General features: G+C 31.5%; 21 protein-coding genes and 2 pseudogenes. 6 read left to right on the top strand and 17 right to left on the bottom strand.

The genetic code is table 11. From position 1 onward, the window contains the following. Positions 1–7 precede the first annotated feature (7 nt). A complete protein-coding gene (pth, locus tag MOO46_RS07150) occupies positions 8–565 on the bottom strand; it encodes an aminoacyl-tRNA hydrolase (protein ID WP_249510986.1) in 558 nt (185 codons plus the stop codon). 183 nt (positions 566–748) lie between these two features. Here pth and MOO46_RS07145 point away from each other — a divergent pair, with 183 nt between their 5' ends. After that, complete coding sequence (locus MOO46_RS07145) at positions 749–1,699, top strand: L-lactate dehydrogenase (protein ID WP_249511726.1); 951 nt, start codon at positions 749–751, stop codon at positions 1,697–1,699. 138 nt (positions 1,700–1,837) lie between these two features. Further along, positions 1,838–2,479 carry a cyclic di-AMP binding protein CbpA gene (cbpA, locus tag MOO46_RS07140; protein ID WP_249510985.1) on the top strand — a complete coding sequence of 214 codons (642 nt, stop codon included), beginning with the start codon at positions 1,838–1,840 and terminating at the stop codon, positions 2,477–2,479. Positions 2,480–2,539: 60 nt separating this feature from the next. Here the strand turns inward: cbpA and MOO46_RS07135 are convergent, their stop codons facing one another. The 6 genes from MOO46_RS07135 to MOO46_RS07110 form a co-directional block, all read right to left on the bottom strand. Beyond that, positions 2,540–2,893 carry a type II toxin-antitoxin system PemK/MazF family toxin gene (locus tag MOO46_RS07135; RefSeq protein ID WP_249510984.1) on the bottom strand — a complete coding sequence of 118 codons (354 nt, stop codon included), beginning with the start codon at positions 2,891–2,893 and terminating at the stop codon, positions 2,540–2,542. Positions 2,894–2,915: 22 nt separating this feature from the next. Next, on the bottom strand, positions 2,916–3,179 hold the full coding sequence (locus tag MOO46_RS07130) for a hypothetical protein (protein WP_249510983.1): 264 nt from the start codon (positions 3,177–3,179) through the stop codon (positions 2,916–2,918). Between the two features lie 37 nt (positions 3,180–3,216). Then, positions 3,217–4,332, bottom strand: coding sequence for an alanine racemase (alr, locus tag MOO46_RS07125; protein WP_249510982.1), 1,116 nt, complete (start codon positions 4,330–4,332; stop codon positions 3,217–3,219). A gap of 103 nt (positions 4,333–4,435) precedes the next feature. Further along, positions 4,436–5,944 carry a DEAD/DEAH box helicase gene (locus tag MOO46_RS07120; protein WP_249510981.1) on the bottom strand — a complete coding sequence of 503 codons (1,509 nt, stop codon included), beginning with the start codon at positions 5,942–5,944 and terminating at the stop codon, positions 4,436–4,438. A 161-nt stretch (positions 5,945–6,105) separates the two neighbouring features. After that, a complete protein-coding gene (locus tag MOO46_RS07115; RefSeq protein ID WP_249510980.1) occupies positions 6,106–7,479 on the bottom strand; it encodes a UDP-N-acetylmuramoyl-tripeptide--D-alanyl-D-alanine ligase in 1,374 nt (457 codons plus the stop codon). Positions 7,480–7,553: 74 nt separating this feature from the next. Then, complete coding sequence (locus tag MOO46_RS07110) at positions 7,554–8,342, bottom strand: hypothetical protein (protein ID WP_249510979.1); 789 nt, start codon at positions 8,340–8,342, stop codon at positions 7,554–7,556. A gap of 134 nt (positions 8,343–8,476) precedes the next feature. Here MOO46_RS07110 and MOO46_RS07105 point away from each other — a divergent pair, with 134 nt between their 5' ends. Next, positions 8,477–8,938: a low molecular weight protein-tyrosine-phosphatase gene (locus MOO46_RS07105; protein ID WP_249510978.1), complete on the top strand. Its 462-nt coding sequence runs from the start codon at positions 8,477–8,479 to the stop codon at positions 8,936–8,938. 41 nt (positions 8,939–8,979) lie between these two features. Here MOO46_RS07105 and MOO46_RS07100 read toward each other — a convergent pair whose 3' ends face one another. Both MOO46_RS07100 and MOO46_RS07095 read right to left on the bottom strand, forming a co-directional pair. Further along, the gene (locus MOO46_RS07100) at positions 8,980–9,225 is read right to left on the bottom strand and encodes a type B 50S ribosomal protein L31 (protein ID WP_249510977.1); all 246 of its coding nucleotides are present in this window, start codon (positions 9,223–9,225) and stop codon (positions 8,980–8,982) included. 101 nt (positions 9,226–9,326) lie between these two features. After that, positions 9,327–10,601 carry a UDP-N-acetylglucosamine 1-carboxyvinyltransferase gene (locus MOO46_RS07095; RefSeq protein WP_249510976.1) on the bottom strand — a complete coding sequence of 425 codons (1,275 nt, stop codon included), beginning with the start codon at positions 10,599–10,601 and terminating at the stop codon, positions 9,327–9,329. Positions 10,602–10,876: 275 nt separating this feature from the next. Here MOO46_RS07095 and MOO46_RS07090 point away from each other — a divergent pair. Next, positions 10,877–12,376 (top strand): annotated as a pseudogene (locus MOO46_RS07090) (IS1182 family transposase); the annotation flags it as partial. 96 nt (positions 12,377–12,472) lie between these two features. Here the strand turns inward: MOO46_RS07090 and MOO46_RS07085 are convergent. The 3 genes from MOO46_RS07085 to MOO46_RS07075 form a co-directional block, all read right to left on the bottom strand. After that, complete coding sequence (locus tag MOO46_RS07085) at positions 12,473–14,089, bottom strand: CTP synthase (RefSeq protein WP_249510975.1); 1,617 nt, start codon at positions 14,087–14,089, stop codon at positions 12,473–12,475. Between the two features lie 187 nt (positions 14,090–14,276). Next, positions 14,277–14,801 (bottom strand): DNA-directed RNA polymerase subunit delta, encoded by a 525-nt coding sequence (gene rpoE / locus MOO46_RS07080; RefSeq protein WP_396121424.1) that lies wholly within the window; start codon positions 14,799–14,801, stop codon positions 14,277–14,279. A gap of 89 nt (positions 14,802–14,890) precedes the next feature. Then, positions 14,891–15,325 (bottom strand): DUF1934 domain-containing protein, encoded by a 435-nt coding sequence (locus MOO46_RS07075; protein ID WP_249510973.1) that lies wholly within the window; start codon positions 15,323–15,325, stop codon positions 14,891–14,893. Positions 15,326–15,482: 157 nt separating this feature from the next. Between MOO46_RS07075 and MOO46_RS07070 the strand changes: the two genes are divergently transcribed. Together MOO46_RS07070 and yidA are read left to right on the top strand one after the other, a co-directional pair. Next, on the top strand, positions 15,483–16,829 hold the full coding sequence (locus MOO46_RS07070) for an HD domain-containing protein (RefSeq protein WP_249510972.1): 1,347 nt from the start codon (positions 15,483–15,485) through the stop codon (positions 16,827–16,829). Between the two features lie 15 nt (positions 16,830–16,844). Next, positions 16,845–17,660 carry a sugar-phosphatase gene (gene yidA, locus MOO46_RS07065; RefSeq protein WP_249510971.1) on the top strand — a complete coding sequence of 272 codons (816 nt, stop codon included), beginning with the start codon at positions 16,845–16,847 and terminating at the stop codon, positions 17,658–17,660. Here yidA and MOO46_RS07060 read toward each other — a convergent pair. The 5 genes and pseudogenes from MOO46_RS07060 to purR form a co-directional block, all read right to left on the bottom strand. Beyond that, positions 17,632–19,281: pseudogene (locus MOO46_RS07060) on the bottom strand (IS1182 family transposase). The gene yidA and the pseudogene MOO46_RS07060 overlap by 29 nt on opposite strands. 150 nt (positions 19,282–19,431) lie before the next feature. Then, positions 19,432–19,779 (bottom strand): DUF3899 domain-containing protein, encoded by a 348-nt coding sequence (locus MOO46_RS07055; protein WP_249510970.1) that lies wholly within the window; start codon positions 19,777–19,779, stop codon positions 19,432–19,434. Next, on the bottom strand, positions 19,779–20,759 hold the full coding sequence (locus tag MOO46_RS07050; RefSeq protein ID WP_249510969.1) for a ribose-phosphate diphosphokinase: 981 nt from the start codon (positions 20,757–20,759) through the stop codon (positions 19,779–19,781). Before MOO46_RS07050 ends, MOO46_RS07055 begins: the two co-directional genes overlap by 1 nt. A gap of 141 nt (positions 20,760–20,900) precedes the next feature. Then, on the bottom strand, positions 20,901–22,274 hold the full coding sequence (glmU, locus tag MOO46_RS07045; protein WP_249510968.1) for a bifunctional UDP-N-acetylglucosamine diphosphorylase/glucosamine-1-phosphate N-acetyltransferase GlmU: 1,374 nt from the start codon (positions 22,272–22,274) through the stop codon (positions 20,901–20,903). A gap of 2 nt (positions 22,275–22,276) precedes the next feature. Then, a complete protein-coding gene (purR, locus tag MOO46_RS07040; protein ID WP_249510967.1) occupies positions 22,277–23,122 on the bottom strand; it encodes a pur operon repressor in 846 nt (281 codons plus the stop codon). Positions 23,123–23,200: the final 78 nt, after the last annotated feature.

Below are 23,200 nucleotides of genomic sequence, written 5' to 3'. Positions count from 1 at the left end.
TTAAACTTTAATTATATTTATTTTCCAAACGACTAAATTCTTCATTATTAACAAAATCTTCTAATGCAGATACAGAATTATCACAAGCTCTAGCAAAATCAGGTTTTTGTTCGGCAGTAAATTGACCTAGTACATAATCCACAACACTTTCACGTTGAGGATGACCAGTTCCAACTCTAACACGGTTAAATTTATCTGTTTGTAAATGGGCAATTAAACTTTTAATTCCATTATGACCACCCGCTGAACCATGCGTTCTTAAACGAATTTTACCAACTGGCAAATCCATGTCATCATAGACAACCACTAAATCTTCTAAACTTAATTTAAAGTATTTCATTAACGGACCGACTGCTCGACCTGATTCATTCATAAAAGTTAGTGGTTCAACTAACATAACTTTTTCCCCATCAATTAAGCCAGAGCCAAATTTAGCTTCCATTTTACGAGTTGATAAATCAATTCCATGCTTTTCAGCAAAATGATCTACAACTTCAAATCCTGTATTATGTCTAGTTCCATCATATTGTGGACCAATATTTCCTAATCCAACAATCATTTTCATATTTAAGCGCTCCTCATTTTTAGTTAATTATTATAAATTATATCATAATCAATGATTATTCTGATGTTTCAGTAATTCATCCAAATAAATTATGATTTTTTAAGGCTATGTCCTTACTAAATACAATTTTAATGATATAATTTTCTTGTAACTTTAAAATATGTTTTTGAAGGGATGATTATTGTGGCTTTGAAACATCAAAAAGTCGTTTTAGTTGGTGACGGTGCCGTAGGTTCATCATATGCATTTGCTATGATGCAACAAGGAATCGGTGAAGAATTCGTCATCGTTGATATTATTAGAGATCGTATTGAAGGAGACGCACTTGATTTAGAAGATGCTCAAGTATTTACTGCTCCTAAGAACATTTACGCTGGTGATTACAGTGACTGTGCAGATGCTGACTTAGTTGTTATCACTGCTGGTGCACCACAAAAACCAGGTGAAACTCGTCTTGACTTAGTTGGCAAGAACCTAAAGATTTTATCTTCAATCGTACCAGAAGTTGTTAAATCTGGTTTTGATGGTATTTTCTTAGTTGCTGCTAACCCAGTTGACGTTTTAACTTACGGTGTTCAAAAGCTTTCAGGTTGGCCAAAGGAAAAAGTTGTAGGTTCTGGTACTTCACTAGATACAACTCGTTTCCAAGTAGCTGTTGCTAAGAAGATCGGTGTTAACCCTGCTGATGTTAATGCATACATCATGGGTGAACATGGTGACTCTGAATTTGCTGCAATTGACGAAGCAACTGTTGGTTCACGTCCATTATTAGACGTTGCTAAAGATGCTGGCGTAAGCAAAGATGACTTACTAAAACTTGAAGATGAAACTAGAAACAAAGCTTACACTATCATTAACAAGAAAGGTGCTACTTTCTATGGTGTCGCTACTGCATTAATGAGAATTTCACGTGCCATTTTGCGTGATGAAAACTCAGTATTGCCTATTGGTGCTCCAATGAATGGTGAATATGGTTTAAACGATATTTACATTGGTACTCCTGCTGTTGTTAATGCTTCAGGTGTAAAACAAGTTATTGAAGTTCCTCTAAGTGATGAAGAAAAAGCTAAGATGGATGCTTCTGCTAAAACTTTAAAGGAAACTGCTGAAAAAGGTATGGAATCTTTAAAGTAATTTGTTAAATATAAATAAAAGCCATGTTGGATTTATCCAATATGGCTTTTATTTTGTCGAAAACCCTAATACATATTAAAAAATATATGCTAAAATGAGAATATTAGATATATTCTAATAATTAAAGGAGTGTTATTTATGTTACTAAAATCTTTAGTAAAACCCAAAAGTAGATTAGTTACGGTAAACGAGAACGTATCGCTTAAAGATGCTTTAACAGTTCTTGAAGAATCAGGATTTAGATGTATTCCCATTCTAGACGAAACTGGCACTATTTTTAGAGGAAACATCTATAAGATGCACATTTATCGTCACAAATCACGTGGTGGTGATATGAACTTACCAGTTACAACTTTATTAAAAAATGCTACGAAATTCATTAGTGTTGATTCAGCTTTCTTCCATGTATTTTTCTCAATTAAAGATTTACCTTATATCGCTGTATTAAGTAACGAAAATAAATTTTATGGAATTTTAACTCATACTAGATTACTCGATATGTTATCCCAATCATGGAACGTTAACATTGGTAGTTATGTAATTACAGTTTTGGCTCCTGGTGATCGTGGTGATTTGGAAGCTATGTCTAAAATAATTACTAAATATACTTCAATTGCAAGTGTTATTAGTTTGGATGCTCAGGAAGGTGAACTAGTTCATCGAGTAATGTTTACCTTACCAGCCGATGTAAATAAAGAACTATTAAGTAAAATCACTGCTGCTCTTGAAAGGAAAGCCTTTAGAGTGGCTGAAATTGAAGATTTAAATGATGAAAGATAATAAAAAAGATGCGTATATAAAAACCGCATCTTTTTTATTATCTAAATTTATGTATTAAAATCACTGAATCCCAACACTCAATTTCAAAGACTTATCGATACGTTTCATAAACTTATCGCCCAAATGATCCACACGATCATTAAGACGTTGTTTATCAATCGTCCTAATTTGCTCCAATAAAACTACCGAATTTTTTTCAATTTTAGTTTTATCAGCACTGATACCCACATGAGTGGGCATTTTAGGCTTTGAAATTTTAGCAGTGATTGCAGCGACAATTACGGTAGGACTATAATGATTACCAATATTATTCTGAATAATTAATACTGGCCTCATTCCACCTTGTTCTGAACCAACTACCGGTGATAGGTCAGCATAAAAAATATCTCCACGTTTGATATCAACGTTTGACATTTTCACATCCCCTATCCAAAAATTATTTTTTTAAATTAATAAACTTACATTCAGCATCAGACTCACATGGGGCAAATTCATGAGAAATCTCCTGGTTAATATTCCCCATTTCTTTGTAACCATGAATCATAGAATTAATTAATAAATAGTCATCAAGCATTGGACTAACTTTAACACTTTTTTGGTTATCTAATTTAGCTGGAATTCCATTAGAAAGTTCATCCAATTCATATTGAACTGATGAATTTCTTGCAATGTTAAAACAAATCCCATTATTTAATACCATATATAAATTACTCCTATTTTCTAAATTATGTCTAAGTTTAATTAATATAGACTCGTTTCAAACGATTAGTAAATAAACAAGCAACCTCATAATGAATTGTATCACAATACGTAGCGATATCCTGTAATGTTGTCTTGTGGTCACCACTTTTACCAACAATAGTGACCTTAGTGCCCGTTTTCATTTGAGTGGGAAGTTTTATCATTAGCTGGTCCATACAAACACGACCAACAATTGGACATTTATATCCATTAACTAACAAATTAAATCCTTGCATTTTTCTAATAACTCCATCTGCATAACCAACTGGTACAGTCCCAATCCACTCATTATCATTAGTAGTATAAGTAGCACCATAACCAATTGAATTACCAGACTTAACTAGCTTACAATTAACAATTTCACTAGTTAAGGAAAGTGCAGGATACAATTCATACGGAAGCTTTACTGCTCCACCGGAAGGATTTAATCCATATCCGGCAACGCCATATCTTACCATGTTACCATTACATTCACTATGCCACAAGCTCGTAGCTGAATTTGATACATGCACATACCTGGGTTTTACTTTAACAACAGTCATAAATTCCTTAAATTTTTTTAACTGAAAATTGAAATATGTTTTATCTTTTTCATCAGCAGTTGCAAAATGAGTAAAAACCCCTTCAAAAAACAAATTTTTACAATTGTTTATATAATCAATTGCTGCTTTTAAGTCATCAGGATTTTGAAAGCCAATTCTACCCATTCCCGTATCCAATCCCAAATGAACTTTTAAAGTATTATCAGTTGATCTTAATAAATTTTGTGCATCTTTAAGCCATTCTAATGATGATACTGTAACTGAAATGTTCTCTTTAGCAATTAATTGAACATCCTCAACTCGACTAATCCCTAAAATTAAAATTGGTTGCTTAAATCCAGCATGACGCAATTCTAATGCTTCATCTAACATAGCAACACAAAATCCGTTAGCACCAGCCTTTACTGCAGTTTTCGCAACTTCGATTGCTCCATGACCATAACCATTGGCCTTAACGACCATAAATAACGCATCATCTTTATTTAGATGTTGCTTTTCAGATAATATATTTTTGTATAAAGCATTTCGATCAATGATTAATTTAGCATTTCGATGCGTTGCTACAACCATAATGAACAATCCTCCAGTAAAAAACTAATTGTATTTCCATTGTATATCTAAGACCCAAAAAAAGCTATTGACTTATTAAATAAATCAATAGCTTTTTACATAATTAATCTTTGTTTTTAATAGTAAAAGACTTATTTGGACGACGACCAGCGGAACGACGATCATTGTTGCGACGGCCACCATTACGACGATTACCACCATTTTGATGATTATTATTTCTTCTAAAGTTTCCACGGCGACCACCGCGTCCACCACCACGATGGAATCCACCACGACGACCATTCTTACCATGTCCACGACTTGGTAGTGGTCTTTCAGATGAAATATGAACCTTAACTTGGTTTCTAGTCATCTTACTTAATAAAACAGCAACTAGGTCTTTTGCATCATATTCTTCTAATAATTTATCAGCAGTACCAGCAAATTTTTCAACCTTAGTTTTTTGGATTAATGAACCAATTTGTTTAGTAGCTGCTTCCAATTGACCTTTCAAAGCTTCATCAGCTGAAGGTGGCTTTAATGGTAGCATTCTAACTTTTGTTAGCTTTTCAATATCTCTCAAGTAGCTAGTTTCATTTGGTTCAACGAAAGTCATTGATACTCCATGATTTCCAGCACGTCCAGTACGACCAATTCTATGAACATAGCTTTCTGAGTCTTGAGGAATATCGTAATTATAAACATGAGTAACTCCTGAAACATCAATTCCACGAGCTGCAACATCAGTTGCTACTAAAACATCAACCTTATCGTTTTTAAAATCACGCATAATTTGTGAACGACGATTTTGAGTTAAATCACCATGTAATCCAGCAGCACGGTAACCTCTTAATAATAATCCCTTAGATACTTCATCAACACGACGTTTAGTACGACAGAATACAATCGTTACCTTAGGTGCTTGGATATCAAAGAATCTAGTCATAACATCAAATTTTTCGAACTGTTTTACACGGATATAATATTGATCGATTAATTCCGTAGTTAACTCTTTTGCCTTAATTTTAACTTGTTTGGGTTCTTTCATGAATTGAACCCCAACACGTTTAATTGATTGTGGCATTGTAGCAGAAAATAATAGTGTTTGTCTTTCTTTAGGAACTTTCTTGATGATACTTTCAATATCTTCTAAGAATCCCATATCTAGCATGTCATCAGCTTCATCTAGAACTAATGTTTTAACATTAACTAGTTTTAAAGTGTGACGGTTAATGTGATCTAATAAACGACCTGGAGTACCTACAATTACTTGTGGGTGACGCTTCAAATCTTTAATTTGTCTTCTAATATCTGAACCACCATATACGGCAGTAGTATTTACACCCTTAATCTTGCCAAAACGACTAATTTCGTTTTTAGTTTGAATAGCTAATTCACGAGTAGGTGAAATAACTAACGCTTGAACATTAGGATTATCTAAATCAATATGTTCAATAATTGGTAGTGCAAAGGCAGCTGTTTTACCAGTCCCAGTTTGGGCCTGACCTAAAACATCTTCACCTTTTAATGTTAAAGGAATAGTTTCAGCTTGAATTGGAGTGGCTTCCTTAAAACCTTTTTCCTCAATTGCTTTTAATAAGTCTTCTGAAAGACCTAAGTCTCTAAACTTCAAATATGTTTCCTCCTAAACGAAACATTTTATATAATACCATCGCTAACTTGAGAAAGATCCGTTCTCATAAATTCGGTAGCAACTTGATTATAAAAATTCCGATAATTAAAAAAATGTAACTAATCAATATTAAACCTTTTAAGCTAATTTATCAACTTAAGTTAATCTTCAGTTAGCTTATTTAAAACTTTTTCTAGATGAATCCCATGACTAGCTTTCAATAGGACTTCATCATCTTCATAAATTTCAGCATTTAATTGACCAAATAATTCGTCTAATTGGTCAGGTAAAAAGTAATGTAATGACTGTAATTCATACTTACCCTTCAGCTTTTCAGCTAAATATTTCATATCATTACCAATTAAATAAACACTTTGAATTTCATTTGGATTTAATGAATCATAAAGCGATTCATGCATTTCACGAGATTTATCTCCCAGTTCCAACATATCGCCTAAAACTGCAATTCTGCGACCCTTGGTTTCACTTTTAGAGAATGCCTTTAAAACTAACTTAGCCGCCGTTGGATTTGAATTGTAGACATCTGATAGAATCATTTCGTGTTTTAACCCTTTGATCCATTCAGTACGATTATCAGTAATTGTAAAATCTTTTAAAGATTGAATCATATAACTTTCATGAATACGATATAATTTTCCAACTGATAAAGCAGCTAATGCATTATTAACGTTGTATGATCCCATAATAGGAATCGTAAATTGATCTTCCCATTCATTAACAGTAAATTTAGTTTTATTTTCTTCGCTATCAATACTTGTTGAATATAAATCATTGTTGTCTTTGTTACCAAATGTTAATTGCTTAAATGGTAATTTTTTAGCACGATCTACTAATAATGGCTCGTCACCATTATAGATAAATACACCGTCTTCTTTTAAACCGTGTGTAATTTCCATTTTGGCATCAGCAATTTTGTCACGAGTCCCAAAAAATTCAATATGAGCCTCTCCAATCATTGTAATAATTGCAATATCAGGCTCCACTAGATGGCTTAATAAGTCTAACTGACCAGGACGATCCATTCCCATTTCAATAACTAGCATTTCAGTATTTGGTTCCATTGATAGAATAGTAATTGGAACACCAATTTCATTATTAAAATTATCGTGAGTTTTGGTAACGTTGAATTGTGTTGATAATATTGAAGCAATCATATCTTTAGTTGTAGTTTTACCGTTACTTCCAGTAACCGCCACAACTCTCGGATTAATTTTAGCCAAATAATATTGACTTAAGATTTGCAAAGCACTTAAAGTATTATCAACTTTCAACACTGGAAAATCTGATGGCTCATTAAAATGATCTGATTGCCATAAAACCGCCTTAGCACCATTTTCAATAGCATCGGCTACATAATCATGACCATCATTTTCGCTAACTAAAGGTACAAATAGCGATCCCGGTTCTAATTTTCGACTATCAAAAGAAACGTTAGTAATATCAATATCGTCATATTCACTAACATCATTTTGTGCGGAAACGGCTCTTGCTATTTCTGCAACTGACATTTTCATAATTGTTAATCTCCTATACACTTCTTTTTGTCAAAATAATTAATAACAGTATAACATGAAAAATAAAATTATTTTTAATTTAAAATTTCATAAATTTCACTAGGTAATGATTCGTCATCAATATGTAACTGCCATTTAGAATTAGTAAAATTATATTTTAAATATCCAACTCTGATTGTATCTTCATAAATATCATCGTTATCGTGAAAAATATAATGACTCTGAGGTTTATTTTCTATTAATAACGGAATTTTATACTCATGATGATGCTCATTAGTTTTGTCAAAACTTAAAAAAATGCCATCAGTACTTACTTTAATTATAAATTTTAAAATATCGATTGGAACATTTTTTAATAATAATGGACGAATGAACATCCTTCTACTATTATGTAATATTCTTAGATGACGCTTAATACCAATATTTAAGATATGGTTAAAGTCAGCAAAATTACGATAATAGGTTGTTAATAAATTATTCTTATTAGATACATAAACATATTTATTTTGTAATTTAGAAGAAAATGGATTGTCTATTGGCATCCCCATATGTCCAAAATACAATAAACTAGCAATTTCAGTATCCAATAACAAATTTAAATCATAATTACGTTCAAAATCCATAAATTTTTTATTAATAATCTGTTTATTTAACAAAAAATTTTTAATTGCTTCCTGCCCATTAATAACACTAAATTTAGTATGTATATTTACATTATTTGCGTTAATTCGATCATCATTTAATAAAATAATATTTTTTGGTAATTTGTCTAATCCATTAACAAAGTCAGCTGAACTAATTCCATAAGTTTTCACCATATTACGTAATAAATTAGCATTAATATAAATAAAATTATTGCGCATTAAAATCACTCTTTCAATTATTCCCACTTTTATTGTACAACTATTTTAGAATGAATGACTATAAATTTATAACTTAATATTATTAATTAATCCTGTTAAAATAATATATGAAAAATGTATTGGAGGTCATCAATTTGAAAAAAGTATTGTTTGTATGTCATGGAAATGTATGTCGTTCTGCGATGGCTGAAGCTATTTTTAGACAATTAATCAATAAAAATAATTTATCAGATAAACTAGAGGTTGCATCAGCAGCAACTAGCACTGAAGAAATTGGTAATCCACCCCATCCATCGGTGCAAAGTATTTTAAATCAAAATCATTTAGATTATTCTAATATGTACGCTCGACAAATTGAAGCAACTGATTTTAAAAAATATGATTATATTATTGGGATGGATAAGGAAAATATCCAAAATTTATTACACTGGGCTCCTAAAGATGATTTGCAAAAAATTCATTTGTTTTTGGATGTATCTGATAACAAAGCTGGAAAAGAAATTCCAGATCCTTGGTATACCGGGGAATTTAAACAAACTTTTAAAGCAATTAATGAAATGATACCTGAATGGATTAAATATATTTTAAATAATTAATAAAAAAGCAAGTCCAAAGTGGACTTGCTTTTTTATTATCTCTACTTGAAACCGTATTTCTTGTTGAAACGATCCACAGCGCCATCTGCTTGGGTGAATTTTTCACGGCCAGTGTAGAATGGATGAGAATCTGAAGAAATTTCAAGACGTACTAATGGGTATTCGTTACCATCGTCTAGTTTGATTGTTTCGCTTGAGTTCATAGTTGAACCAGCAACAAACTTAGCACCAGTACTAGTATCTTGGAATACTACTTCACGGTATTCTGGATGAATTCCTTTTTTCATTATATATCGCTCCTTTGCCCTGTATCATATGCTGATCCAGAGATTATCGATTAGTCGACCTAATTATACTAACACGAAATATCTATTTCAGCAATATAATATTATTTTTCATCGTTAATAATTTCTACATCAGCATTCAAATCTGTTAATTTATCAATAATATTATCATAACCACGTAAAATATTATCAGCATTACTAATTACAGTTGTTCCTTCAGCCATTAATCCAGCGATCATTTCTGATGCACCAGCTCTAATTTCACCAGCAGAAATGTTAGATCCAGTTAGTTTATCAGTATGACTAACAATAATACTTCCATTTCCGTCATTATAACGAATATTAGCACCCATTTTATTTAATTCGCTAATATGTTTAGTTCGTTTAGGATAAATTGTATCAATAATTGTACTATCGCCATTAGCTTTTAATAACAATGGAGTAATTGGTTGTTGTAGATCCGTAGCAAACCCTGGATAAGGCATTGTCTTAATCTCAATCCCATTAAAATGATGACTTTCGGGAACATAGATACTATCTTCATGAATTTTTAAATCAATTCCCATTTCTAGCAATTTAGAAATAAAAGATTCTAAATGTTCAGGAATAACATTATGAACATTAACACCATTTCCATAAGCAGAAGCCATCGCTAAATAAGTTCCAGCTTCAATACGATCAGGGATAATGATATGGGTATTCTTAGCTTCTAACTTTGAAACTCCTTCAATTCTAATCACATCGGTACCAGCACCTCTAATTTTAGCCCCCATATTATTTAGGAAGGTCACAATATCGATTATTTCAGGTTCCTTAGCAGCATTTCTAATAATGGTTTCCCCATTAGCCTTGACTGCAGCCAAAATAGTGTTAATAGTTGCACCTACTGAAACGACATCTAGAAATATAGATGCACCATGAAGTCCACCTTTTTCAGTATTAATAATAACCTTATCACCATCATTAATCACTTTGGCTCCCATGGCTTTAAAAGCTTTAATATGTTGATCAATTGGCCGTGGTCCAATATTATCACCACCTGGAAAAGTAACTTTGGCTCTTCCAAATTTTCCTAAAAGCGCTCCCATAAAATAGTATGAAGCTCTTAAACTTTTAATTGCTTTACTGGGTAAAGCATTTTCGACTATGTTGGTTGGATCAACATTTAAAATTCCATCAGCAAAGTCTGATTTTACATTCATGGATTCCAAAATTAACATTAGATTATGAACATCCAAAATATTGGGAACCATATCAAATTGAACTGGCGTATCAGCCAAAATGGCCGCTGGAATTAACGCCACTGTACTATTTTTGGCACCACCAATTGTTACATCACCAGATAATCGATGGCCACCCCTAATTATCATTTTATTCATTATTTAAATTCCTCACTTACAATTTCACCATACTTAGTGAACAATACAATAATAATCATAAATAATAAACTAGAAAAAAACAACACTTTAAGCAAAATTATGCTTATATTTAATCGTTTATTAATAAGAAAAGGGACTGTGACATAAGTCTCTAAAAAAATAACGCTCGTTGGAATTTAATTTTTCCAACGAGCGTTATTTATGTATAATAAAAAACGATATCGAACCAACCGATATCGTTTAAATAAATCTCCTTGAAAGGAAACTTAAAACTAATGAGTACTAATTATATTTTAAATATTCAAAATTGGCAACCTAAAAATAATCATCAAGTAAAAATTATCAATCAAATTGTTGAAATGATTGTTTTAGAAGAAAAATACATATTTGGTAGGCCACGAAAATACGACCTACGGTCACTATTAAAGTTAACCTTGTTTGCCTATTCTAAAGGAATTTTTAGTAGTCGCCAAATTAGTGAGCTGGCAGAAGAAAATTTACCTGCACGTTGGTTAACTAAAAATTCATTTCCTTCATACAGAACAGTCTGTCGATTTAGGATTTCAGATGAAGCAGAAAATTTAATTAGTAAATGCATGAATCAATTAACTAAATATCTAAGAAAAAATAATTATATTTATGATGTAAGTTTTATCGATGGAACTAAAATACTAGCGAATGCTAATAAGTATTCTTTTGTTTGGCGTAAAAATATAATCAGATTCGATAAATTAAATCGCGAAGCGATTATAAAATTACTACATGACATGAATGATGTTAAATATGTGGGTGAACTCCCAGATGACTCTGATATTTCAACAAGTGAGTTAGATGAAATCATCATCCATTTAGAAAATTGTTTATCAGATTTAAATGATCAAATTAAACAGAATAAAAAACTATCACCTAATCCCCATAAACAAAAGCGTCGTAAGTTAAAAGCCATTAGAAGAAAACTTCGTTTTCGTAAATGCAAACAAATAGAATATCAAAAAAGTAATAAAATATTTTCCAATCGTAATAGTTATTCTAAGACTGATCATGATGCTACTTTTATGCGTATTAAGGAAGACCCCATGTTAAATGGACAACTTAAACCTGCTTATAATTTACAAATTGCCACTAGTGGACAATTCATAACTAATTTTGACATTTATCAAAATCCCACTGATACTCGTACTTTAATTCCGTTCTTAAATAAACAAATTAAGAATAATAGTTTAGGTAAATATATTGTTGCCGATGCTGGTTATGGATCTGAAAGTAATTATCGTTTTATAGAAGACAAACTAACTAATAACATTCCTTTAATTCCCTATGGAACAATGTTAAAAGAACAAAGTCGTAAATGGAAAAGTGATGACCGTAAGGTCATGAATTGGTATTATAATTCAAAAGATGATTATTATATTGATCCCAAAGGCATCAGATTTAATTTTAATGGTTATCGTAAAAGAACTGATAAATATAAATTCACTCGTGATTTTAAAGAATATAAAGCTGAAAAGTATGATCTTAATCAAGACATTAATTCATATGCTCTAACTAAGTCTGGTAACACTAGAAAAATCAGTATTAATTATGCATGGGAATATTTTAAAAACAAACAACAAGCATTGCTTTTGGCACCAAAAACAAGTGATATTTACGCAAAAAGAAAGATAGATGTTGAATCGGTTTTTGGTAGACTAAAGGCTTCTTTGCGTTTCAATCGATTCTCCGTTAGGGGAATCGATAAGGTTAAAAAGGAAGCTGGGTTTACTATAATGGCATTAATTTTATAAAGTTATATACAAAAATAGGATTTACGTTAAATTTAAAACGTAAATCCTATTTTTGTATAGACTTATGTCACAGTCCCTTTTTAATAATTATTTATTATTTATATCATGTTGTTCATTTGCGGCTTCAACAAATGATTTAAATAACCCTTCTGGTCTAGTTGGTCTAGATAAGAATTCTGGATGATATTGGGCAGCAATAAAGAATTTATTTGCTGGAATTTCAATAACTTCAACTAAATGATTATCAGGTGAAGTTCCTGAAATAACTAAGCCATTATCTTCCATTTCTTGACGATATTCATTGTTATATTCATAACGATGACGATGACGTTCGGAAATTTCTGCTTTATTATCATATGCTGCAGCTGTTTTAGTACCAGGAACTAATTTACATGGATAAGCACCTAAACGTTGAGTTCCACCCATACCATCAATATCACTTTGATCAGCCATCAAGTCAATAATCTTGTGTGGTGTGTCTTGGTCAATTTCAGTAGTATTAGCATCTTTATAACCTAAAACATCACGTGCAAATTCAATACTTGCAATTTGCATTCCTAAACAAATACCAAAGTAAGGTACGTCATTTTCGCGAGCATACTTAACAGCAGTAATCATACCTTCAATTCCACGATCACCAAATCCACCAGGAACTAAAATACCATCAGCATCACTTAATAAGTCTTTAACGTTATCTTCATTAACCTTTTCTGAATTCAACATTTTTAAATTAACCTTAGCATCTAGTGGGTATCCAGCGTGTTTTAATGATTCAGTAATTGAAATGTAAGCATCTTTTAGCTTAACGTACTTACCAACTAAGGTAATATTAATTTCTTTACTTAGATTTTGAACTTTATGTTCAAGTTTTTTCCATTCTGTCATATCAGCTTTAGGTGTTTCTAGACCAAAGTGGTCCAATACCTGTTGATCCATATTTTGTGCTTGTAGCATCAATGGAATCGTGTAAAGTGTTGGGGCATCTTTTGATTCAACAACAGCTTCTGGCTTAACATCACAGAATAATGCAATTTTTCGTTTCATATCATCAGTAACATCTTGTTCAGTTCTAACAACTAATAAGTTGGGTTGTATTCCTAAGCCACGTAATTCCTTAACACTGTGTTGAGTTGGCTTAGTTTTCATTTCACCAGCAGCACGTAAATATGGAATTAAAGTTGTGTGAATATAGAAAACATTGTCTCCACCAACTTCAGCTTTCATTTGACGAATAGCTTCTAAGAAAGGTAGTGATTCAATATCTCCTACAGTTCCACCAATTTCTGTAATTACAATATCAGCATTAGTAACTTTAGCAGCACGCATAATTTTTTCTTTAATCATTCCTGTAATATGAGGAATAACTTGAACCGTAGCTCCTAAATAGTCACCACGACGTTCTTTACGTAAAACTTCTGAATAAATTTTACCAGTAGTTACGTTTGAGTACTTATTCAAGTCATTATCAATAAAACGTTCATAATGTCCAAGGTCAAGGTCGGTTTCTGTACCATCATTGGTAACAAAAACTTCACCATGTTGGTAAGGACTCATAGTCCCTGGGTCGACATTAATGTATGGATCAAATTTTTGGATGGTAACGTTTAATCCACGGTTTTTTAATAAACGACCTAGTGATGCAGAAACAATTCCTTTTCCTAGTGAAGAAACAACCCCACCAGTAACAAAAACATATTTAGTCATGTGTATAAACTCCTCGTAAAATCTATTAGGGTAAAAAACGTAAAAACTCCCTATTCAAAGAGAATAGGGAGTCATTGATTACTTTAATCGATCAATTGTCCTCACAAATACTTTTGTAAGGAGCCCAAAAACAATAATACATGGTTATATATCTTTAGTCAAGATTATAAAGTAAAATTATTTTAGATTAATCTTTGGAATCATCATCTTCATCATGTAACTCGGATAATTCTCCTTCGATACCATCAGGAATATCTTCTGATTCATTATCGTTTTCTTCGTCAATTTGGTCTAAATCTTTATGATATTTATCGGTTTCATCAGTGCCTTCATCGGCATCTTCAAATTCATCATCTTGATCTTCTGGGTCATCATCATCATAATCAATAACATCATCATCGTCAGAAGCATCAGCAAGGAAAGCATTAACTTTACGACGTTTTTTATTTCTAGGACGATCAATATCTTCATCTTCAGGATGAACAGTAGCTTCATCGATTGATTCATATGGATACCATGTTCTTAATCCCCAAAGATTATCACCTAAAGAAATAAAACTACCATCAACGTTCATATCTGTATAGAATTGAACTAATCGTTTACGAATTTCTTCATCAGAATCACCCAAATATTTTTGGATTTCGTTTGCGATGTCAGCAAAGGCCATTACATCCCCATGTTCAGCTAAGATAGCATGAGCAACTTCAACCATTGATAATTCTTTCTTGTCTTTACCTTCTAAGGCTTCTAGTTTCAAATCGGTGCACGTCCTTTCAAAATACTAAATAACATAATACTCGTTTAGGCCGAAAAATGCAATTGCATTTTATATTCACCAACCATCATTTTGCCAGAATATAATTCATAATTAATTAACAAATCCCCAGACTGTGGAGATTCATTATAACTATACAGTAAATCTTTAGTATCTACTGATAAATTCATTGGCCCATATGGGGTTTGATAAATAGTATCATGTTGTTCTTTATCAGCAAATATAAGTCTGGAATGGTGTCCCATCGAATCTTGTCTGGTTAATTGAATATGATCATCACTAATTTTAATCGTCACTGAAGCTACTTTTTCGCCTTTTTGAGTTTCTTTAAATCTTAGATAAGTTTTGGTTCCTACATTAACTAAACTTCCTAATTCTCGGAAAGTGAATTTTTCACTTTCATCATCTTGTTTAATATAGGTTGTTAGATCAACAACTACACTTTCACTATTATCTGTCATAAACCAATTCACTTCCCTTTATTTAAACTTATTATAATTAATTATATCTGGTATCCAAGTGGAATGCATTATTTTCATAATGATAATTTTAATTATTAAATAATAATCTTTGTTATAATAAATATCAAAGATATATAATTTTAAGGGGGAACAATAATTGAAATTTGAAGATGCATTGTTACCACGCGAAAAAGTTTTTCGTGACCCTGTTCATAATTACATTTATGTACAACACCAAATTATCTTGGATTTAATTAACACAAAAGAAATGCAAAGGCTAAGAAGAGTTAAGCAATTAGGACCTTCATCTTTTACATTTCATGGTGCTGAGCATTCAAGATTTACCCATAGTTTAGGTGTTTATGAAATCACCAGAAGAATTTGTGATATTTTTCTAAGAAATTATCCTACGAAGGAATCTGGTGATGGTCTATGGGATGACTCAGAAAGATTGGTTGCTCTTTGTGCAGCATTACTACATGATATTGGTCATGGTGCCTATTCACATACTTTCGAGCATATTTTCCATACTAATCATGAAGCGATTACTCAAGAAATCATTACTTCGCCTAAAACTGAAGTAAACAAAGTTTTAAAAAAGATTTCCCCCGAGTTTCCTAAACAAGTAGCTGACGTTATTAATCATAGTTATAAAAATAAACAAGTGGTACAAATGATTTCCAGTCAATGTGATGCTGATCGAATGGATTATTTATTACGTGATGCTTACAATACTGGCGCTAGTTACGGTAATTTTGATTTAACAAGGATTTTGCGAGTAATGCGTCCATACAGCGGTGGAATTTGTTTTGATGTTTCAGGAATGCATGCAGTTGAAGACTACATAATTAGTCGTCTTCAAATGTATATGCAAGTTTACTTTCATCCCGTCTCTCGTTCAATGGAAGTTATTTTAACTCATTTACTGAAGCGTGCTAAAGAATTATCAGATAAAATGCCAATTAATTCCAGTGAAACTCCATATTTATTAATGCCATTTTTTAATAATAATTTTGATATTAATGATTATTTAAAATTAGACGATGGCGTTTTAAATACTTATTTCATTCATTGGATTGATTCAAAAGACAGCATTTTATCAGACTTAGCTGACCGATTTATCAACCGTCGACCTTTTAAATCAGCAGAATTTACAGATGATACAGAATTTTTAACCACTAAACTTCAAAAGCTAATTAAACAAGCCGGTTTTGATCATAAATACTATACGGATACCAATGATTGTTTCGACTTACCATATGATGCTTACGATCCTAAAAAGAAAAGTCATGCAACTCAAATTGAATTACGTCGACCTGATGGATCAATGGTAGAGTTATCAAAAGTCTCACGTTTAGTAGCAGCTGTAACTGGTAAGCAATTGGGTGACGAAAGATTCTTTTTTCCTAAAGAAATGCTAAATTCAGCACAAAATATTGAAATTTTTCAACCAATTTATGAAGAATTTCAAAAACATATTAAAAATAATCAATTAATTGAATAATTGGAGGACATTATCATGAAAAATATTAAACTAATTGCCATTGACATTGATGGTACATTATTAAATGAGGAAAATGTTCTAGCACAAGAAACAATTGATGCTATTACTGAAGCTAGACAAAAAGGTATTAAAGTAGTTTTATGTACTGGTCGTCCATTAACTGGTGTAAAAAAATACTTAAAGCAACTAAATATTAGTGGTCATGATGAGTATGCTATTACTTTTAATGGTTCTCAGGTACAAAATGCTGATGGTCAAATTATTGAAAAAACAAATATTACCCATGAAGATTTTCTGGAATTAGAAAAATTAAGTCATAAATTAGGAACTAACTTTCAAATTGAAACTGCTGACTGCATTTACGCTACTAATCGCGACTTAAGTCCTTATTCCATTGCTGAAAGTTACTTAGTAAATATGCCAATTAAAGTGCGTAAGCCAGAAGAAATTGATAAGAGCATCGAAGTAGTTAAAGCAATGTTAATTGCTGATCCAAGTGTGATTGACTCATCATTTGAAAAAATTTCAAATGAATTATTTGAAAGATTTGCAGTTGTTAAAAGTACCCCTGTCTTTATTGAATTTATGAACAAAAATTCATCTAAAGGAAATGCACTAGATAGTTTAGCAAAAGATTTAAACCTCACTGCTGATAACGTTATGGCAATTGGTGATCAAAATAATGATATGTCAATGATTAAATATGCTGGCACTGGTGTTGCAATGGGAAACGGTGTTGATGAACTAAAAACAGTTGCTAACAAAATAACCAAAACCAATAAAGAAAATGGTGTAGCATATGCTATTCGTAATTTTGTTCTAAATAAATAAGAAAGGGGCTGTGACATAAGTCTCTACAAAAATAGGATTTACGTTTTAAATTTAACGTAAATCCTATTTTTGTATATAACTTTATAAAATTAATGACTTTCGTCATTAACTTTCTTATATTTAATGCCATTATAGTAAACCCAGCTTCCTTTTTAACCTTATCGATTCCCCTAACGGAGAATCGATTGAAACGCAAAGAAGCCTTTAGTCTACCAAAAACCGATTCAACATCTATCTTTCTTTTTGCGTAAATATCACTTGTTTTTGGTGCCAAAAGCAATGCTTGTTGTTTGTTTTTAAAATATTCCCATGCATAATTAATGCTGATTTTTCTAGTGTTACCAGACTTAGTTAGAGCATATGAATTAATGTCTTGATTAAGATCATACTTTTCAGCTTTATATTCTTTAAAATCACGAGTGAATTTATATTTATCAGTTCTTTTACGATAACCATTAAAATTAAATCTGATGCCTTTGGGATCAATATAATAATCATCTTTTGAATTATAATACCAATTCATGACCTTACGGTCATCACTTTTCCATTTACGACTTTGTTCTTTTAACATTGTTCCATAGGGAATTAAAGGAATGTTATTAGTTAGTTTGTCTTCTATAAAACGATAATTACTTTCAGATCCATAACCAGCATCGGCAACAATATATTTACCTAAACTATTATTCTTAATTTGTTTATTTAAGAACGGAATTAAAGTACGAGTATCAGTGGGATTTTGATAAATGTCAAAATTAGTTATGAATTGTCCACTAGTGGCAATTTGTAAATTATAAGCAGGTTTAAGTTGTCCATTTAACATGGGGTCTTCCTTAATACGCATAAAAGTAGCATCATGATCAGTCTTAGAATAACTATTACGATTGGAAAATATTTTATTACTTTTTTGATATTCTATTTGTTTGCATTTACGAAAACGAAGTTTTCTTTTAATGGCTTTTAACTTACGACGCTTTTGTTTATGGGGATTAGGTGATAGTTTTTTATTCTGTTTAATTTGATCATTTAAATCTGCTAAACAATTTTCTAAATGGATGATGATTTCATCTAACTCACTTGTTGAAATATCACAGTCATCTGGGAGTTCACCAACATATTTAACATCATTCATGTCATGTAGTAATTTTATAATCGCTTCGCGATTTAATTTATCGAACCTGATTATATTTTTACGCCAAATAAAAGAATACTTATTAGCATTTGCTAGTATTTTAGTTCCATCAATAAAAATTACATCATCAATATAATTATTTTTTCTTAGATATTTAGTTAATTGATTCATGCATTTACTAATTAAATTTTCTGCTTCATCTGAAATCCTAAATCGACAGACTGTTCTATATGAAGGAAATGAATTCTTAGTTAACCAACGTGCAGGTAAATTTTCTTCTGCCAGCTCACTAATTTGGCGACTACTAAAAATTCCTTTAGAATAGGCAAACAAGGTTAACTTTAATAGTGACCGTAGGTCGTATTTTCGTGGCCTACCAAATATGTATTTTTATTCTAAATCAATCATTTCAACAATTTGATTGATAATTTTTACTTGATGATTATTTTTAGGTTGCCAATTTTGAATATTTAAAATATAATTAGTACTCATTAGTTTTAAGTTTCCTTTCAAGGAGATTTATTTAAACGATATCGGTTGGTTCGATATCGTTTTTTATTATACATAAATAACGCTCGTTGGAAAAATTAAATTCCAACGAGCGTTATTTTTTAGAGACTTATGTCACAGTCCCTTTCTTATTTATAAAGTAATGCCGATTGAAATTAAAACCCAAGTAATTCCAATTAACAATAAAGATTTAGCGAAGTCATTAATAACAATGGCTTCATTTTTTTTACGACCAATTTCTTTAGCCGAAATTTTTTCATTATCAAAACGTTCATTATCACCATTACGGTGAAAAATGCGCCATCCAGTAAATAAGTGTCCCTTAGCTAGGATAAAGATAAATCCAATAACTAGTAATAACAATCCCACCAAAAACATAACATTACTAATAGCAGTCGTATCATATTTAAAAATATAAACTATTATTCCTAAAAGTATGCTAATAAGGACAATTATAAAACTAAATTTCTTTATATTCATTATTTATCGTCAATTCTGAAACGATTGCTAAACAATGGACTAACTGCACGATCTTCATTAATACGCTTAATTGCATCGCCAATTAATGGAGCAACAGAAATTTGTTCGATTTTATCAATTTGCTTTTCTTTAGGTAGACGGATTGTATCGGTAACAACTAATTTTTTAATTGGTGACTTTTCAATTCGATCAATTGCAGGACCTGATAAAACGGGATGAGTACAACAAGCATATACTTCTTTAGCACCGGCTTCCATTAAAGCTTGCGCACCTAAAGTAATAGTTCCAGCTGTATCAATCATATCATCAACCATTAGGCATGATTTACCCTTAACGTTTCCAATAATATTCATAATTTCCGCCACATTAGCTTGTGGACGGCGTTTATCAATAATTGCAATAGGTGATTTTAGAAATTCAGCTAATGCACGAGCTCTTACTACTCCACCATGATCGGGTGAAACAACCACTGCATTAGAATCCCAACCATTGTTCATGAAGTGATCAGCTAATAATGGAGCACCCATTAAATGATCAACCGGAACATCAAAGAATCCTTGAATTTGAGCAGCATGTAAATCTAAAGCAACTACTCGATTAATTCCAGCTGTTTCTAACATGTTAGCAACTAATTTAGCCGTAATTGGTTCTCTTGAACGAGCCTTACGATCTTGTCTAGCATAACCATAGTAAGGAATAACAACATTGATAGTCTTAGCACTGGCACGTCTTAAAGCATCAATCATAATCATAAGTTCCATTAAGTTATCATTTACTGGAGCTGATGTAGATTGGATAATATAACAATTATCTCCACGAATACTTTCTTCAATGTTAATTCTAATTTCTCCATCACTAAATCGATCTACAGATGTTTCACCTAAATCAACACCAACACGCTTGGCAATTTTTTCAGCCAATGGGATATTTGAATTCAATGCAAAAATCTTTAATTTAGGATCAGAATATTTTTCAGCCATAAAGTTCCTCCACCTAACAATAAAATATAATATTACTCGTCATTTCAATATAAAACATTCAACATCATTTTACACTAAAAATCGATTTTTTTCACTTAAATGTTATAGAAATGATAAATAAAAAAGTATCATAACTATTTATTATCCGTTATATGGTAATTTTTTATAGTAACCAGCTTTATTTGTCTGACGTTGTCTAGCAATTGCCATATCATATTGTTTAACATTATCAGTAATTGTTGAACCAGCTGCAATAAATGAATGGTCTTCAATATTAACAGGAGCGATTAAGTTAGCATTACTACCAATGAATGATGCGTCACCAACATTAGTTTCATGTTTATTTTTGCCATCATAATTTGCAAAAATAACTCCACAACCCACATTAATATCTTTACCTAAATGGGCATTTCCAACATAAGTTAAGTGACCTACCTTAGTTCCTTCATCAATTTTAGCTTTTTTAACTTCAACAAAGTTACCCAAATGAACATTCTTGCCAATAAATGCTTTAGGTCTTAAATGACTATAAGGTCCAATATCAGATCCTTCCAGCATTTCAGATTCTTGTAAGTATGATGAAATAACATTGACATTATCATGAATTTTACAATCATGGATTTCTGAGTTAGCACCCACTTTACAATGTGAACCAATTTCAGTTTCACCGTGAATTTGAACTCCAGCCTCAATTAATGTATCTTGACCAATTTTAACGTCAAAATCAATATAAGTATTATCGGGATTAACAAAACTAACACCATTAGCCATGTGTGATTCGTTGATACGTCTTTGCATAACCTTATTGGCATTAGATAAAGCAATACGATCATTTACTCCCATTGATTCATTAAAATCATCCATTTGATATGCACCAATTTTCTTACCTTGTTCCTTGAAAATTCCAATTACGTCAGGTAAGTAATATTCTCCTTGAGCATTATCATTATTAACCATGTTTAATGCAGCAAATAATGCTTTGTTATCAAAAACATAAACACCTGTATTAATTTCATCAATCTTCTTTTCAGCTTCACTAGCATCTTTTTGTTCAACAATCTTATTAACATTGCCTTCTGAATCACGAATAACTCGTCCATATCCAAAAGGATTAGGTGCTTTAGAAGTTAGAACGGTTGCAACTGCTTTGCTATCTTCATGATAATCAAATAACTTGTTAAAAGTATCAGCTTTAAATAATGGAGTATCACCACTAACCACCATTGTTGAACCTTCTAAGTCATTTAGAATAGGTGAAGTTTTTTTAACAGCATCACCAGTTCCTAATTGTTGTTTTTGTAAAACATACTGACTTCTTTTACCAAGTTGTTCCTCAACAGCTTCTGCACCATAGCCAACAACTGTCACAATATTATCCATGTTAATTTTTTCCACTTGAGTTAAAACACAGTCAACCATTGTTTTTCCGCAAACTTGGTGTAAGACTTTATATAAATCTGATTTCATACGAGTACCCTTACCCGCAGCTAAAATAATCGTATTTCTAGTACTCATTGCTAATTTCCTTTCTTACTAAAGTTATCAAATACTTTCCAATCAAAATTGCCCTTACTTACCTTAATATGGTCTTCATTTGTAGCAATTTTAAATAATGAAGTATATTGATCTTTATTGATTTTACGTTGACCATCATAATCACGTTCAGCAATAAAAGAAATTCCAGCTATTTTAGAATCAAATTCATGAATTAAACTACAAAGTCCCGCAGCAGATCCACCACCACGCAAGAAATCATCAACGATTAAAACATTGGATTTAGCTGGTAAACTTCTCTTAGATAAAACCATTTTTTCAATTCGGCGCTGAGAACCAGAAACGTAATTAACACTAATAGTCGAACCATCAGTAATTCTGGAATCGTGTCGAGCAATTATAAAAGGAACATTTAATAACGTTGCTACACTTTGAGCAATTGGAATTCCCTTAGTGGCAACTGTTAGTACTGCATCTATTTTTTCTTCTTTGTACATAGTAGCAATTAATCTACCAATTTGTCTTAGAATTGATGGACGATCTAATAAATCATTCATATAGACGTATCCACCTGGTAACATTCTAGCGTTATCATCTAAAAATGATTGCAATTCTTCAATAAATAAGAGTGCCTCATCTTTTTCAATACTAGGAATAAATTTACTACCACCGGCTGCCCCTGGAATAGTTTCTAATAATCCAGTTCCACTGTCTTTAAAAGTTTTTCTTAAAATTGTTAAATCTTCACTAATTGAAGATTTTGCAGAATCATAACGATTTGCAAAAAAAGTTAATGGAACAACCGTATTAGGATTTTCCATTAAATATCTAGTCATATCAACTAATCGAACACTACGTTTAGCTTTCATTTTTTCACCTCGTAAAAGTAAAAACTATAAGTAAATTTTATCATAATGTTCGGGTTTAAAACACTTTTTTGTCAATTT

This window comes from Apilactobacillus apisilvae (genome assembly GCF_023380225.1).
Classification (GTDB): domain Bacteria; phylum Bacillota; class Bacilli; order Lactobacillales; family Lactobacillaceae; genus Apilactobacillus; species Apilactobacillus apisilvae.
Note: the sequence above shows the minus strand (reverse complement) of the source record. Positions and strands in the feature narration are given on the sequence as shown.

What these genes read in the sequence shown, in the direction of transcription:
- MOO46_RS07110 (WP_249510979.1), bottom strand. Translation starts at nt 8,342, where the DNA reads ATGCGCAATAATTTTATTTATATTAATGCTAATTTATTACGTAATATG.
- MOO46_RS07075 (WP_249510973.1), bottom strand. Translation starts at nt 15,325, where the DNA reads ATGACAGATAATAGTGAAAGTGTAGTTGTTGATCTAACAACCTATATT.
- MOO46_RS07100 (WP_249510977.1), bottom strand. Translation starts at nt 9,225, where the DNA reads ATGAAAAAAGGAATTCATCCAGAATACCGTGAAGTAGTATTCCAAGAT.
- glmU (WP_249510968.1), bottom strand. Translation starts at nt 22,274, where the DNA reads ATGAGTACTAGAAATACGATTATTTTAGCTGCGGGTAAGGGTACTCGT.
- MOO46_RS07050 (WP_249510969.1), bottom strand. Translation starts at nt 20,759, where the DNA reads ATGGCTGAAAAATATTCTGATCCTAAATTAAAGATTTTTGCATTGAAT.
- MOO46_RS07055 (WP_249510970.1), bottom strand. Translation starts at nt 19,779, where the DNA reads ATGAATATAAAGAAATTTAGTTTTATAATTGTCCTTATTAGCATACTT.
- MOO46_RS07085 (WP_249510975.1), bottom strand. Translation starts at nt 14,089, where the DNA reads ATGACTAAATATGTTTTTGTTACTGGTGGGGTTGTTTCTTCACTAGGA.
- cbpA (WP_249510985.1), top strand. Translation starts at nt 1,838, where the DNA reads ATGTTACTAAAATCTTTAGTAAAACCCAAAAGTAGATTAGTTACGGTA.
- MOO46_RS07135 (WP_249510984.1), bottom strand. Translation starts at nt 2,893, where the DNA reads ATGTCAAACGTTGATATCAAACGTGGAGATATTTTTTATGCTGACCTA.
- purR (WP_249510967.1), bottom strand. Translation starts at nt 23,122, where the DNA reads ATGAAAGCTAAACGTAGTGTTCGATTAGTTGATATGACTAGATATTTA.
- MOO46_RS07095 (WP_249510976.1), bottom strand. Translation starts at nt 10,601, where the DNA reads ATGAATAAAATGATAATTAGGGGTGGCCATCGATTATCTGGTGATGTA.
- MOO46_RS07115 (WP_249510980.1), bottom strand. Translation starts at nt 7,479, where the DNA reads ATGAAAATGTCAGTTGCAGAAATAGCAAGAGCCGTTTCCGCACAAAAT.
- pth (WP_249510986.1), bottom strand. Translation starts at nt 565, where the DNA reads ATGAAAATGATTGTTGGATTAGGAAATATTGGTCCACAATATGATGGA.
- rpoE (WP_396121424.1), bottom strand. Translation starts at nt 14,801, where the DNA reads ATGGTTGAAGTTGCTCATGCTATCTTAGCTGAACATGGGGATGTAATG.
- MOO46_RS07130 (WP_249510983.1), bottom strand. Translation starts at nt 3,179, where the DNA reads ATGGTATTAAATAATGGGATTTGTTTTAACATTGCAAGAAATTCATCA.
- yidA (WP_249510971.1), top strand. Translation starts at nt 16,845, where the DNA reads ATGAAAAATATTAAACTAATTGCCATTGACATTGATGGTACATTATTA.
- alr (WP_249510982.1), bottom strand. Translation starts at nt 4,332, where the DNA reads ATGGTTGTAGCAACGCATCGAAATGCTAAATTAATCATTGATCGAAAT.